Genomic DNA, 12735 nt, shown 5'->3' with positions numbered 1-12735 from the left:
CAGTGCAGGGTCGGTTGCAGGACCGGGTGGCCGTGGTCACCGGAGCGGGTAGCGGGATCGGGTTGGCCACCGTCCGGCGGTTCGCCGCAGAGGGTGCCCGGGTGGTCTGCGTGGACATCGACGCGGCGGCCGGCGAGAGGGCCGCGCGGGAGTGCGGCGGCGAGTTCGTGGCCGCCGACGTCGCCGATGAGGCGGCGGTGCGTGACCTCTTCGACGGGGTCGCCGAGCGGCACGGCCGGGTCGACGTCGCGTTCAACAACGCCGGTATCTCCCCACCGGACGACGACTCCATCCTGGACACCGGGCTCGACGCGTGGGAGCGGGTGCTGCGGGTCAACACCACGAGCGTCTACCTGTGCTGCAAGTACGCGATTCCGCACATGCGCCGTCAGGGCAAGGGCTCGATCATCAACACCGCCTCGTTCGTGGCGCTGATGGGTGCGGCGACGTCGCAGATCGCGTACACCGCGAGCAAGGGGGGCGTGCTGGCGATGACCCGGGAGTTGGGTGTCCAGTTCGCCCGGGAGGGCATCCGGGTCAACGCGCTCTGCCCCGGCCCGGTGTCGACCCCGCTGCTGCTGGAGTTGTTCGCCGCCGACCCGGAGCGGGCCGCGCGTCGGCTGGTGCACGTGCCGATGGGCCGGTTCGGGCAGCCGGAGGAGATCGCCGCCGCGGTGGCGTTCCTGGCCAGCGACGACGCCTCGTTCATGACCGCCGCGCAGTTCGTGGTGGATGGGGGCATCACCGGCGCGTACGTCACTCCGCTGTGAGCGCGAGGAGTGGGCCGGGTTTGCGAGCGAACGGTGCCGGTCCCGTGAGGCGGCCACTGATCGGGATCAGCGCGTACGTCGAGCCCGCGGACTGGGCGGTCTGGCGTGGCGTGCGGGCGGTGCTGGTGCCCGAGGCGTACGTCCGGGCGGTGACCGCCGCGGGTGGCCGGGCGGTGGTGCTGCCGCCGGACGACGAGGATGGTGACGTGCTGGCCGTCCTCGACGGGTTGCTGCTGGCCGGCGGCGCGGACGTGGGCCCGGGGCGGTACGGCCAGTCGCCCGACCCGCGGACCGAGGACCGGCCGGACCGGGACGCCGGTGAGCTGACCCTGCTGGCCGCCGCGCTCGACGCCGGGCTGCCGGTGCTGGGCGTCTGCCGGGGGATGCAGTTGCTCGCGGTGGCCTACGGCGGCACTCTGCACCAGCATCTGCCCGACGTGGTGGGTCACGAGGCGCATCGGCCGGCGCCGGGGGTCTACGGCGCCCATCCGGTGCGGTTCGCGCCGGGCAGTCTTGCCGCCACGGTGTTGGCCGGGGTGGAGCGGGTCAACTCGTACCACCATCAGGCGGTCGCCGACCCGGGGCGGCTCGTGGTCACCGGGTGGGCGGCGGACGGGGTGATCGAGGCTGTCGAGGATCCGGACCGCCCGTTCGTGCTCGGTGTGCAGTGGCATCCGGAGAACGAGGCGGACCCTCGCCCAATCACCGCGCTGGTCAGAGCCGCCGGTCGGCGAGGGCCCACCCCTCCGGTCACCGTCCGGGACGAGGGTCGGGGTCCGGCCCGGCCGACGGCGGTGTGACGTACGTCCCCCCGCCCGATGGTGCGGCCGGTGCAAGGATCAGCGCATGGGGAAGGTGTATGCGGAGATCGACGGTCGTCTGCGTGACTTCATCGAGGCCCAGCGGGTCTTCTTCGTGGCCACCGCGCCGTCCGGTGCGCAGGGGCACGTCAACGTGTCGCCGAAGGGCATGACGGGCACCTTCGTGATCCTCGGCCCGCACCGGGTGGCCTACCTGGATTACCACGGCAGCGGTGCGGAGACCATCGCCCACCTGCGGGACAACGGCCGCATCACGCTGATGTTCTGCGCGTTCGAGGGGCCGCCGAAGATCGTCCGCCTGCACGGCCGGGGCAGCAGCGTCGCGGTCACCGAGGCCGCCTTCGCCGACCGGCTCGCCGAGTTCCCCGCGCCGCCGGACGTGCACGCCGTGCGGGCCGTGATCAGCGTCGAGGTGGAGCGGGTCAGTGACTCCTGCGGCTATGCCGTGCCGCTGATGGACTTCCGCGCGGAACGCGACCTGTTGCTCACCTCACACTCCCGGCGTACGGCCGACGACCTGGTGACCTACCGGGCCACCAAGAATGCCGCGAGCATCGACGGGTTGCCCGTTTTCTGAGCCGTCGGGCCGCTTCCGCGCCACCGGTGGGGCCGGTGCCCGCCCCGCGCTGTCGGGTGTCCGACCGGCCCGGCGTAGGTAACCAGCGTCTACGGTCCGCCGTGCGTTACGTTGCTGATCCGCCTGGGTACAAGTCGATGCACGGCGCGGAAGATCAACGGCTGGGGGCACGGCCGGAGCGGGAGGCTGCATGAGCTCGGCTCAGGGGGGCGCGGACGCGGGGCATTCCGTCACGGACGGCGATGAGGTCCCCCCGCTGCTGGCCGCCGCGTTCTCGAACGGCGGCGAGCTGGGCGAGCGGCTGCGGGCCTTCGACTGGTCCACGGCGCCGCTGGGCGCGCCGTCCCGCTGGCCGGTGGCCCTCTCCAGCGCGGTCGGCATGATGCTCGCCTCCAGCGCGCAGATCGTCATGTTCTGGGGTGACGACCAGCTCGCCTTCTACAACGACGCCTACCGGCCGACGATCGGCGGCAAGCATCCGCACGTGCTCGGGCAGCCGGCCCGGCAGCACTGGGTGGAGACCTGGGAGGTGCTCGGTCCGCTACTGGACGGGGTACGACGTACCGGGCGCTCCTACCGCGCCGAGGACCACCCGTTCCTGCTGGACCGGCACGGCTTCGTCGAGCAGACCTACTTCGACATCGCGTACGACCCGATCCGGGGTGCCGACGGCGCGGTCAGCGGCGTCTACTGCATCGTCAACGAGACCACCGGGCGGGTGCTCGGCGAGCGTCGACTGCGGGCACTCGCGGAGTTGGGCGCGGAGCTGGTCGACGTGACAAGCGCGGCCGAGCTGGGCCGTACCGCGGTCAGCGTGCTCGGTCGACACTCGGCCGACGTGCCGTTCGCGTTGATCTACCAGGCCGACTCCGCCGGCCGGTTCGTCCTGACCGGCGCGACCGGCGCCGACCCGGCCGCGGTCGGCATGACCGCGGACGCGTTCGCCCAGTTGGTCGCCGAGGGGCCCGCCACCGTCGAGGTCTCCGACCTGTTCGACCAGCCGCCGGCCGACGTGGCCGACATCGCCCGCGTGCTGCCGCTCATGGCGACCAACGAGACGGTCGGCGCGTTGGTCGTCGGCGTGGACCGTCGGCTGCCGCTCGCCGACGAGTACCGCGACTTCCTCGACCTGGTGGCCGCGCAGATCTCCCGGGCCGTGAGCATCCAGCGGGCGTACCAGCAGGAGCGGGCCCGTGCCGCCGAGCTGGCCGCACTGGACCGGGCGAAGACCAACTTCTTCGCCAACGTCAGCCACGAGTTCCGCACCCCGCTGACGCTGGTGCTCGGCCCGATGGAGGACATGCTGGCCGACCCGAAGCTGCCCGCCCCCTACATCGACCGGCTCACCATGATGCACCGCAACGCGCTGCGCCTGCTCAAGCTGGTCAACACCGTGCTGGACTTCTCCCGGCTGGAATCCGGTCGGCTCGCCGCCCGCTACCAGCCCACCGACCTGGCCGGCTACACCGCCCGGCTCGCCAGCACCTTCCGTTCGGCCACCGACCGTGCCGGGTTGCGCCTGGTGGTGGACTGCCCACCGCTGCCGACGCCGGTCTTCGTCGACCGGGATATGTGGGAGAAGATCGTCCTCAACCTGGTGTCGAACGCCCTGAAGTTCACCTTCGACGGCGAGATCCGGGTGCGGGTCCGTGCGGTCGACGGCGCGGCCCGACTCGACGTCACCGACACCGGCGTGGGCATCGTGCCGACCGAGTTGCCGCACGTCTTCGAGCGGTTCCACCGGGTGCCCGGAGTGCGCGCCCGCACCCATGAGGGCACCGGGATCGGTCTCGCGCTGGTCCGCGAGCTGGTCGAGATGCACGGCGGCACGGTCGGGCTGACCAGCCAGGTCGACGAGGGCAGTACCTTCACGGTGACCATCCCGTTCGGGTCGGCGCACCTGCCCGCCGACCGGGCGGCCGGGTTCGCCCCCCTGCCGGCCGGCCAGCCCGAGCAGGCCCGGCTCTACGTGGCGGAGACAGCGCTGTGGTCCGGCGCCGACACGGGTCCGGAGTTCGACAGCCAACCGTCCGCGGGCACTCCCGCCGGCCGGATCCTGGTCGTCGACGACAACATCGACCTGCGTGAGCACGTCACCCGGTTGCTCTCCCCGACCTGGGAGGTGGTCACCGCGAGCGACGGTCTGGCGGCTCTGGAGCTGGCCCGCGAGGGCGGTTTCGACCTGGTGCTCACCGACGTGATGATGCCCCGATTGGACGGGTTCGGGCTGGTCGGCGCGTTGCGCGGGGATACGCGTACCCGGGATGTGCCGATCGTGCTGCTCTCCGCCCGGGCCGGTTCCGCGGAGGCGGTGGCCGGCCTCTCCGTCGGCGCCGACGACTACCTGACCAAGCCGTTCTCGGGGCAGGAGCTGGTCGCCCGGGTCCGGGCGAACGTCGAGCTGGGCCAACTGCGCAGGCAGATCATCCGTCGGCTGCGGGCACTGGCCGACGCGGCGGTGGCGGTGAACACGGCCCGCTCCACCGGTGACGTCCTCGAGGTCGCCGCCCGGCACGCGCTCAGTCTCGCCGAGGCGGCCCGGGTGGTGGTCACCTCGGCCGAAGCCCGGTTCGAGGCCGACGCGGGCGGCGCCACGGCCGCCGACCCGTCCTTCGTGGCCGAGCTGACCGGCACGAGCGGCGAACAACTCGGCGAGTTGCGGGTGTGGCAGGCGGCCGGCGACGAGTCGCAGGCCGACGAGGCCGCGCTTACCCAACTGGCCCGGCTGGTCGGGGTGCGGTTGGAGAACGCCCAGCTCTACGAGGCCGAGCACCGCATCGCCACCACGTTGCAGCACAGCCTGCTGCCGAGGACGCTGCCGCAGATGCCGGGCGCGGTGGTGGCGAGCCGCTACCTGCCGGGCACCGCCGACGTCGAGGTCGGCGGCGACTGGTACGACGCGATCGCGCTGGAGAGCGACGAGTTGGTGCTGGTCATCGGCGACGTGGTCGGCAAGGGCGTGCAGGCCGCCGCGGCGATGGGGCAGCTGCGCAACGCGCTGCGCGCGTACCTGCTGGAGGGCTTCGACCCGGGTGAGTCGCTGACCCGGCTCAACCGGCTGGTCGGGTCCACCGAGGGGCGCTCCTTCGCGACAGTGGTCTGCCTGGTGTTCAGTCCGCGTACCGGCCGGTTGCGCTATGCCAGTGCCGGTCACCCGTCCCCCCTGGTGATCCGGGGGAGCGACGCGGCGTTCCTGCACGACCGTGCGCTCGGCCCGCCGGTCGGCGCCATTCCGGGCGCGACGTACCAGACGGTCGAGGGGGAGCTGACCGCCGGCGGTCGGCTGCTGCTCTACACCGACGGGTTGATCGAGGACCGGCAGGTCGGCATCGACGCCGCGCTGGCCCAGTTGCGCGTCGATGCGGCCACCCCGGGCGAGCACGTGGCGGACCTGATCGACACGGTGGTCGACCGGGTCGCCAGCCGACCGCGCCGCGACGACGTGGCGGTGCTCGCCCTGGAGGCGGCTGAGCTGAACCGGTTCGCGTTGCGGCTGCCGGCGGACCCGACCCGGTTGAGTGTGCTGCGCAAGCGCCTGGAGGACTTCCTGGTCGCGCACGACGTCGACGAGACCGACCTGTTCGACCTGACCGTGGCGGTCTCGGAGGCCGCCGCCAATGCCATCGAGCACCCGCTCCACCCCGCCGAGCCGGTGATCGGCGTGGAGGTGGCCATCGAGGACCGGACGGTCGTCGCCACGGTGCGCGACAGCGGGCAGTGGCGCGAGTCGACCGACTCCGGGTTCCGGGGGCGCGGGCTGTCTTTGATCAGCGCCCTGGGTGACCTGACGGTGCGGCGTACCGATGACGGCACCGAGGTGACACTGCGCCGGGAGTTGCGGGCCTGAGCGGGGCGGGTCAGGCCGGTTCGAGCCAGCTCTGGTCGCCCAGACCGGAGATCTCCAGCACTCGGCGGACCTGCCGGGACGGCAGCACGGACAGCGTGCCGGAGAACTGCTGGGCGAGCCGGACCAGCGCGTGGATGGCGGCCGAGTCGAAGAAGGTGACCGCGCGCAGGTCGAGCGTGATCCGCTGGGCGGGCTCGCGCAGCGCGGTCTGGAGCATGGTGTCGGCGGTCGCCATGTCGACCTCGCCGGTCACCACAACCTGGAGGTGATCACCGTCGATCTCCGCGCTGGCGGAGAAGACGGGCGGTGCTCCCCCTTGATCCACGCAGACACCATGGCACAGCCGACCTGACAGGGCAACAACCGGGACGGGCCCGCCGTGGCGCGGGTCACCGGCGAATCCGGCGATAGGCTGGGGGCATGACCGTCCGTCCGCCGCTGACCCCCGGCACGCTCTCCCCGTGGCGATCGGTGCCCGCCCACATTCCCCGCCCGGAGTACGTGGGTAAGAAGCAACCACAGGAGTGGCGCGGCTCGCATGTGCAGACACCGGAGACCATCGAGAAGATGCGGGTCGCCAGCCGGCTCGCCGCCCAGGCGACGCAGCTCGCCGGGGAGCACTGCAAGCCCGGCGTAACCACCGACGAGATCGACCGGGTGGTGCACGAGTTCCTCTGCGACCACGACGCGTACCCGTCGACGCTGGGCTACCGGGCCTTCCCCAAGTCCTGCTGCACCAGCATCAACGAGGTCATCTGCCACGGCATCCCGGACTCCACCCCCCTTCAGGACGGCGACATCATCAACGTCGACGTGACCGCGTACATCGGCGGGGTGCACGGTGACACCGATGCCACCTTCTGCGTCGGGGAGGTCAGCGAGGAGGCCCGGCTGCTGGTCGAGCGGACCCACGAGGCGATGATGCGCGGCATCAGGGCGGTGAAGCCGGGCCGGCAGATCAACGTGATCGGCCGGGTCATCGAGTCGTACGCCAAGCGGTTCGGCTACGGCGTGGTCCGTGACTTCACCGGCCACGGCATCGGCGAGTCCTTCCACAGCGGGCTCTACGTGCCGCACTACGACAGTCCTCGCCCCACGGACATCATGGAGCCGGGGATGACCTTCACCATCGAGCCGATGATCACGCTGGGCACCTACCAGTACGACATGTGGGACGACGGGTGGACCGTGGTCACCAAGGACCGCAAGTGGACGGCCCAGTTCGAGCACACCATCGTGGTGACCGACGACGGCCACGAGATCCTCACCCTGCCGTGACCGACACCCCTGCCGCGCTGCGCGAGGCTCACCACGCGGACGTGTCCGGCGGCTGGCTGCGGCCGGCCGTCTTCGGCGCGATGGACGGGCTGGTCACCAACATCGCCCTCATCGCCGGGGTTGGCGGCGGTGGGGTGTCGCCGCGCAGCATCGTGCTGACCGGCTCCGCCGGCCTGGTGGCCGGCGCGATCTCGATGGGGCTCGGCGAGTACACGAGCGTGCGCTCCGCCAACGAGCAGGTCGCCGCCGAGGTGGCCAAGGAGCGGCGCGAACTGGAACGGCACCCCGAGGCGGAGGCCCGGGAGTTGGCCGACGCGTGGGTGGCCCGTGGCCTGCCCCGGGACCTCGCCACCCAGGTCGCGGAGGCGGTGCGGCGTGACCCGGAGGAGGCGCTGCGGGTGCACGTCCGGGAGGAGCTGGGCGTCGACCCCGACGACCAGCCGAGCCCGTGGGCGGCGGCGATCTCCTCGTTCGCGTTCTTCTCGGTGGGCGCGTTGGTCCCGCTGCTGCCGTACCTGCTCGGCGCCACCGAACTCTGGCTGGCGCTCGCCGTGGGCGGGCTCGGGCTGTTCGCCGCCGGCGCGGTGGTGGCACGGTTCACCAGCCGACCCTGGTGGACCAGCGGGCTGCGCCAACTGCTGCTGGGCGCCGCGGCGGCCGGTGCCACCTATCTCATCGGCTCGCTGATCGGTGTGCAGGGCGGGCTCTGACGCCCGTGGCCTCGAACCCGAGGTCGGCCTAGCCGGCAGACGGCGGCCCGGCCGGCACCAGCCGGAACACCCGGATCTCCCGGTCGCCGGCCCGCTCGACGTAGGTGCGGTAGGCCGGCCACTCGGTGACGAGAAGCTGCCACAACCGGTCCCGTTCCGCGCCAGTGGCCAGGTCGGCCCGCACCGGGATCCGCCGACCCCGCACGTCCACCTCGGCGGTCGGCTCGGCGAGCAGGTTCAGCGCCCAACTGGGCTGCTGGGTCTGCCCCCAGTTGGAGCCGATCACCACGTACGCGTCGCCGTCGGGCACGTAGAGCAGCGGATTGCTGCGTGGCTTGCCGGAGCGGCGGCCGGTGGTGGTGATGACGAGGGACGGGATCAGGCCGAGCGCGACCACCCGGCCCCGGGTGAGCCGGCCGACGATGCGGTCGGCGGGCACCAGGAGGCGGGCGGCGGCGCCGAACCAGCGGTGGTGGCCGACCCGACGGGTGAGGGTTCCGAGCGCTGACACGCGGATCAGTCTGCCGGCTGCCGCGCCCCGGCGGCACCCCCGGACGGCCCCGGGTTTGGGGTTCATCGAATCTCGCCCGGGTCGGTGCCGCGCCAGCTCAGTCCAACCGACGCTCGATCGGCAGCCGGGCGCGGGTGAACAGGCCCGCGCCGAGCATCGCCACCAGGGGCACCAGCACGAGGACACCGAGCACCGGCCACGGCACCAGGTACGGGTACGGCGCGGGCGTCGGCCAGTCCGTCGCGTACTGGCGGTTCACCGAGAACAGCACGATCGCGGCGGTGCCCAGCCCGGCCACGATGCCGAGCACCGAGCCGAGACCGGCGATGACCCCGGCCTGGCAGATCGCCAGCAGCCGGCGTACCGCCGGGGCCGCGCCGACCGCCGCGAGGGTGGACAACTCGGCCCGCCCCTCGGCGGCGGCGAGCGCCGTGGCGATTCCAGCGGCCCCCACCGTGATCAGCCCGGCCGCCGCGGCGAGCAGGAGAAGCAGCGGTGAGATGTCGCTGGGGGCGGCGCCGTACTCGACGCTCAGTGACACCGATCCGAAGGGCCGCAGAGCCATAAAGAACCGCTCCTGCCGGTCCTTGTCCGGCGGCGTGGTGGCGCCGATCACCCAACCGGCCGGGGACAGGCCCAGGCCGAGGCTGCGGGCCGAGGCCGCGGACAGCAGTAGGCGGGACTCGCCGATGGGCGCGGGCAGCGCGTACCCGGGGAAGTCAATGGTGACGGGCGGTTGTTCCACCTCGCCGTCCATTTGGGTCACGCGTACCGTCACCCGGCCGTCGTGCAGGTAGCGGGGGTCGGTCACCACGACGCCGCCGGACCGCAGCACGCCCGCGGCCGTGGCGGTCACCGCCGCGTCCGCGCCGGTGAGCAGCGGCAGTGCCGTCCCGTCGTCGACCAGGGGCCGCGCCGAGGGGCCGTAGAAGTCCGTGTCGCGGATCTGGCAGCGCGGGTCGGCCCGTGCCTGCCGGCGGTACGCCGCGGAGAGAACCTCCCCGGGCTGCCAGGGGCAGATCTGCTCCGGCGGGAGCTGCGGGGTGACGTCGCAGTAGCCGTTGCCCGTCGTCGCGCAGGCTATCCCCTGCACCGGGGCGACCGCGTCGGTGCCCAGATGTTCCCGGGCCGCGGCGGTGACCTGGGTCAGTGTGGGCTGCCGGGCCTCGCTCGCCGGGTTGACCAGCAGGTGGCCCGTCGGCAGCAGCGGCTGGTAGGTGCTCGCGTCCCGGACGTGGTCGCTGGCCAGGTATCCGCCGAGTGCGACACTGCTCGCCACGGCGGCCATCACGGCGCAGATGGCCGGCGCGGCGGCGGCCCGGTTGCGGCTGGCGTCGCGCAGTGCGATCCGGGGAGCGAGCGGTAGCAGCCGGCCGAGCCGTGCCAGCACGCCGATCAACGTGGGCGTGCAGCACACCAGGCCGAGTTCGCCGAGGATCAGGCCGGTGAGGATCACCGCCGCAGACGTCTGAGTGGCGCCGTACGCGGCGAGCGCCGCCCCACCGCCGGCCAGCGTCAGCCCCAGGACCAGCCACCTGGTCTGGGACGAGGGCGGGGTACGCCGTCCGGCGAGCCCGGCGCTGACATCCTGCCGGGCGGCCATCCAGGCCGGCGCGAGCGCCGCGAGGACACCGGCCAGCACCGCGACCCCGCCGAGCGCCAGCAGCGCCGCCGGCCAGCAGCGATACCCGCCGAGTCGGGCGCCGAAGACGTACTGCTCCATGAGTGGGCGACCGGCGAACGCCGCGCTGACCCCGAGCAGCAGTCCGACGGCGGCGCCCAGCACACCCAGCACCACGCCGTCGGCGAGCACCACCCGACGCAGTTGGGCGGCGTCTCCACCGGCCACCGCGACAAGCGCCAGGTCCCGGCGACGGCGGCGGACGCCGACCGCGAAGGCCGGCCCGACCAGCAGCACCACCTCCAGCAACCCGAGGCCGGCGATCAGCACTCCGGTGCTCAGGTCGTCGGCGTCGCCCGGCGCGACGGACCCGAGCCACCTGCGGGCCGGTGTCCCCGTGCCGTTCGGCTCGCGCGTCGTGACCACCACGCCGCGGTCGTTGAGCCGGGCCACCAGCGCGGCGTCGGCGCTGCCGGGCACGTCGACCAGCCAACTGCTGACGGCCTGCGGATCGGCCCGGGGGACGGCCGACGGGTGCAGCGCCACCACCGCGCCGAGATCGTCGGGGAACTCGACCACCCCCACCACGGTGTACGCCGTGGTCCCGTCGGCGGTGGCCACGGCCGACCCCAGGCGTAGGTCGAGGCGGCGCAGCGCGGCCGGGCTCACCGCCACCTCGCCGGGCTGTTGCGGCGCCCGACCGGACCGGAACCGCACGAGCCCTCGGGCCAGCGGGTCGGTGAGGTCGAGCACCCGCCCTCGGATGTTCTCGTCGCCCTCCGGGCCCTGCACGGTCAGGGAGACCTCGTCGCGCAGTTCGGTGAACCGGCTGTCCGGGCCGAGCAACGCGGCCACCTCGGCGGCGGTGGCCTGATGGCTGAACGCCTCCGGGTCGCCGTTGCGGGGATACCAGCTCTCGCCCCACTCGTCCTGGTCGATCGGGGTGTCGGCGAACCACCGCAGTTCCGCGTCGGCGACACCGAGGCGCCGGTCGACCCGTTCCTGCGGGGTCAGCTCGGCCATGTCGTAGCTCACCGCGAGGAAGGACAGCACCAGCACCGGCAGGGCGATCATCGCGAGCACCAGGGCGGTACGTTTACGCGCCCGGCGCGACTCCCGCCGGGCGATCCGCAGCGCCGTCCGCCACGAGCCGGCCATCTCGGCGAAGCGCCGCCGGCCCGGGGGAGTGGGAGGAGACCCCGGCGTGCCGACGTCCGGACCGGGTGCCCGCGACGCCCGGCGGAGGGTCAACGGTCGCTGCCGGACAGCAGTTGCTCGACGCTGCCCAGCGGGGCCGTCGTGTCGACCAGCACCCCGTCGCGTAGGAACACCACCCGGTCCGCCCAGCCGGCGTGCCGCGCCTCGTGGGTGACGAGGATGCCGGCGGCGCCCGCGTCGACCCGGCGACGCAGCAGGTGCAGCACCGCCTCGCCGGTCTGCGAGTCCAGTGCCCCGGTCGGTTCGTCGGCGAGCACCAGTCGCCGCTCGCCGACCAGCGCGCGGGCGATGGCGACCCGCTGCTGTTGGCCGCCGGAGAGCTGGTCGGGGAAACGGTCGGCCAGCGCAGGCAGGCCCACCTCGGCCAGCGCGGCCAGGGCCGCCGTGCGGGCCTTCCGTCCGCCGACGCCGTCGAGCTCCAGCGGGAGCGCGACGTTCTCCAACGCGCTCAGGCTGCCCAGCAGGTTGAGCTGCTGGAAGATGTAGCCGATGCGGCGGCGGCGCAGCTGGGCCAGCCCTCGGGGGTCCAACGCCCCGAGCTGCTGCCCCTCGACCCGTACGTCACCGCGGGTCGGGCGGTCCAGGCCGCCGGCGAGGGCCAGCAGCGTCGACTTGCCGGAGCCGGACGGGCCCATCACGGCGACCAGCTCACCCGGCCGGACGACCATGCTGACCCCGCGCAGCGCGTGCACCGCCGCCGGGCCGCTCCCGTGGGTGCGGTGGACGGCGCGTAGCTCCAGCACCGCGACGTCCGATCCGCTCACCGTCGTGCCCCCTCGTCGGCCCACCGCGCCGGGTCGGACACCCCGCCGCCGCCCGGCCCCGGCAGCGGGGGCGGCGGGCCGCTCGGCTGGTGCCGGACGAGGCTGCTCTCACAGTGGTCCAACCAGCGCACCTCCGCCTCGGCCTGGAACACCATCGAGTCCAGGACCAGCCGCCAGGGCAGGTCCTCCGGCCGGTCGCTGCCGTACTTCAACCGGGTCAACTCCTGCAGGGCGCGCATCGTCGCGCTGCGCTGGGCCTGCACCACCGAACGGACGTCCACCCCGGGGGTGGTCAGCGCCAACGCCAGCTTGATCGCCAGCTCGTCGCGGGGGCGGTCGGTGCGGCTGATCGGGGTGGCGAACCACAGCGTCAGGTCCGCCCGGCCGGCGTCGGTGATCTCGTACGGGCGCTGCCCGGCCTCGCTCTCCGGCAGCGGGCGCACCAGACCGTCCCGTTCCAGCCGGGACAGCGTGGTGTAGACCTGCCCGATGTTCAGCGGCCACGTCGAGCCGGTCGACTCCTCGAATGCGGCGCGCAGCTGGTAGCCGTACATCTGGCCGCGTTCGAGGAGGGCGAGCAGCCCGTGACGGATGGACATGGCAACGGAGTATGCATAC

Annotated in this window: 11 protein-coding genes; 6 read left to right on the top strand and 5 right to left on the bottom strand. The window is 73.2% G+C overall.

From position 1 onward, the window contains the following. Window positions 1-2 precede the first annotated feature (2 nt). The 4 genes from ABZ780_RS11155 (at window position 3) to ABZ780_RS11140 (ending at window position 6015) form a co-directional block, all read left to right on the top strand. On the top strand, window positions 3-770 hold the full coding sequence (locus tag ABZ780_RS11155) for a 3-oxoacyl-ACP reductase (protein WP_357485665.1): 768 nt from the start codon (window positions 3-5) through the stop codon (window positions 768-770). Between the two features lie 44 nt (window positions 771-814). Continuing rightward, window positions 815-1570, top strand: a complete 756-nt coding sequence (locus tag ABZ780_RS11150; RefSeq protein WP_357485664.1) for a gamma-glutamyl-gamma-aminobutyrate hydrolase family protein — start codon at window positions 815-817, stop codon at window positions 1568-1570. Window positions 1571-1616: 46 nt separating this feature from the next. Beyond that, window positions 1617-2168 carry a pyridoxamine 5'-phosphate oxidase family protein gene (locus ABZ780_RS11145; protein WP_357012059.1) on the top strand — a complete coding sequence of 184 codons (552 nt, stop codon included), beginning with the start codon at window positions 1617-1619 and terminating at the stop codon, window positions 2166-2168. A gap of 190 nt (window positions 2169-2358) precedes the next feature. Next, window positions 2359-6015 carry a SpoIIE family protein phosphatase gene (locus ABZ780_RS11140; protein WP_357485662.1) on the top strand — a complete coding sequence of 1219 codons (3657 nt, stop codon included), beginning with the start codon at window positions 2359-2361 and terminating at the stop codon, window positions 6013-6015. Window positions 6016-6025: 10 nt separating this feature from the next. Here the strand turns inward: ABZ780_RS11140 and ABZ780_RS11135 are convergent, their stop codons facing one another. Next, window positions 6026-6340: an STAS domain-containing protein gene (locus tag ABZ780_RS11135; protein WP_357012064.1), complete on the bottom strand. Its 315-nt coding sequence runs from the start codon at window positions 6338-6340 to the stop codon at window positions 6026-6028. A 95-nt stretch (window positions 6341-6435) separates the two neighbouring features. Here ABZ780_RS11135 and map point away from each other — a divergent pair, with 95 nt between their 5' ends. After that, window positions 6436-7293, top strand: a complete 858-nt coding sequence (map, locus tag ABZ780_RS11130; protein ID WP_357012066.1) for a type I methionyl aminopeptidase — start codon at window positions 6436-6438, stop codon at window positions 7291-7293. Further along, window positions 7290-8003: a VIT1/CCC1 transporter family protein gene (locus tag ABZ780_RS11125; RefSeq protein ID WP_357012068.1), complete on the top strand. Its 714-nt coding sequence runs from the start codon at window positions 7290-7292 to the stop codon at window positions 8001-8003. The genes map and ABZ780_RS11125 overlap by 4 nt, the downstream gene beginning before the upstream one ends. 28 nt (window positions 8004-8031) lie before the next feature. On the opposite strand, the gene ABZ780_RS11120 is transcribed toward ABZ780_RS11125, so the two are convergent. The 4 genes from ABZ780_RS11120 to ABZ780_RS11105 all read right to left on the bottom strand — a co-directional run bounded on the left by ABZ780_RS11120 (window position 8032) and on the right by ABZ780_RS11105 (window position 12716). After that, window positions 8032-8514 carry a nitroreductase family deazaflavin-dependent oxidoreductase gene (locus ABZ780_RS11120; protein WP_357485661.1) on the bottom strand — a complete coding sequence of 161 codons (483 nt, stop codon included), beginning with the start codon at window positions 8512-8514 and terminating at the stop codon, window positions 8032-8034. A 97-nt stretch (window positions 8515-8611) separates the two neighbouring features. Next, window positions 8612-11293: an FtsX-like permease family protein gene (locus ABZ780_RS11115; RefSeq protein WP_357485659.1), complete on the bottom strand. Its 2682-nt coding sequence runs from the start codon at window positions 11291-11293 to the stop codon at window positions 8612-8614. 89 nt (window positions 11294-11382) lie between these two features. Next, on the bottom strand, window positions 11383-12117 hold the full coding sequence (locus ABZ780_RS11110; protein WP_357485658.1) for an ABC transporter ATP-binding protein: 735 nt from the start codon (window positions 12115-12117) through the stop codon (window positions 11383-11385). After that, window positions 12114-12716: a PadR family transcriptional regulator gene (locus ABZ780_RS11105; RefSeq protein WP_357012075.1), complete on the bottom strand. Its 603-nt coding sequence runs from the start codon at window positions 12714-12716 to the stop codon at window positions 12114-12116. The genes ABZ780_RS11110 and ABZ780_RS11105 overlap by 4 nt, the downstream gene beginning before the upstream one ends. Between the last annotated feature and the right edge of the window lie 19 nt (window positions 12717-12735).

Origin of the sequence: Micromonospora sp. NPDC047467 (assembly GCF_040643095.1) — a bacterium.
GTDB lineage: Bacteria > Actinomycetota > Actinomycetes > Mycobacteriales > Micromonosporaceae > Micromonospora.
This window is presented reverse-complemented; position numbering and strand designations above follow the sequence as displayed.

Excerpts from the sequence above, each read along its gene's own strand:
- ABZ780_RS11115 (WP_357485659.1), bottom strand. The coding sequence starts at position 11,293 with ATGGCCGGCTCGTGGCGGACGGCGCTGCGGATCGCCCGGCGGGAGTCG.
- ABZ780_RS11140 (WP_357485662.1), top strand. The coding sequence starts at position 2,359 with ATGAGCTCGGCTCAGGGGGGCGCGGACGCGGGGCATTCCGTCACGGAC.
- ABZ780_RS11145 (WP_357012059.1), top strand. The coding sequence starts at position 1,617 with ATGGGGAAGGTGTATGCGGAGATCGACGGTCGTCTGCGTGACTTCATC.
- ABZ780_RS11105 (WP_357012075.1), bottom strand. The coding sequence starts at position 12,716 with ATGTCCATCCGTCACGGGCTGCTCGCCCTCCTCGAACGCGGCCAGATG.
- map (WP_357012066.1), top strand. The coding sequence starts at position 6,436 with ATGACCGTCCGTCCGCCGCTGACCCCCGGCACGCTCTCCCCGTGGCGA.